Source organism: Bacillus sanguinis, from assembly GCF_018332475.1.
GTDB classification, from domain to species: domain Bacteria; phylum Bacillota; class Bacilli; order Bacillales; family Bacillaceae_G; genus Bacillus_A; species Bacillus_A sanguinis.
In genome coordinates, this window is record NZ_BOQB01000512.1 from 1 (window position 1) to 798 (window position 798).

Consider the following 798-nt stretch of genomic DNA (forward strand, 5'->3'; position numbering starts at 1 on the left):
TGTTCTGAATACAAATCAACTAATTTTGTTCTTCCAGAGTCTGAATACATCTTTATATCATATTTCACATACACATAGTCTTCATTTTTGTATTTTATATTTACAATCTCTTCCCTTTCCTACATAATTTCAAAACAGGAATACTTTGAATCTCGATTTGAAAGAATTTTTAAAACAGATTATTTAACAGCACATCGAAAGACAGTTGATTCAGGACGCCCATGTGATTCACCTGAAACTGAGCCAATGATACCTTTTGATGAGCATTTAACAGTTCCCCTTGATAAAGTTTTGATTAAGGAGTGTTGAGAACAATGGGGAGATATCCACTAATAGCAATAATGAAAGAAAATGAGGATAAAGAAAGTGTGATTTACAGTTTCGGTCCAGATACTGAATCTTGTATGTTAAATCCAGAGCTTTATAGTAGATGGAATTTTAAAGTTGCAAAGAATGCAACTAACCGTGTGGAAGCATTTATTTTACTAGATGATATGCCTGAGAAACATATTTCCTTATTATATAAATGCATTCACAAAATATATGCTCACATAGAAGAAAATGGTGGCATAGAAAATATGAATAACATTGATTTCCCGGAATATTTCGAGTTTATCGTATAATATGTATCAGCATTAAACGTTTGACATAATAATTGTAAGAAAACGACTCTTTAGTGGGAATCAGTTTCTTTGTCATGCTGTTGCTAGGTTAATAGACGTTTACATAGGCTTCATTTACAGTAACATCTATATCCTGCCAGAAAGGAGAATCATAGAAACATAATGATACAAAAAA

At 31.5% G+C, this 798-nt stretch carries 1 protein-coding gene; it reads left to right on the forward strand.

Translation table 11 applies throughout. The features are described 5' to 3' along the window. Positions 1–314 precede the first annotated feature (314 nt). Positions 315–623 (forward strand): hypothetical protein, encoded by a 309-nt coding sequence (locus tag KI369_RS28130; RefSeq protein WP_098150379.1) that lies wholly within the window; start codon positions 315–317, stop codon positions 621–623. Positions 624–798: the final 175 nt, after the last annotated feature.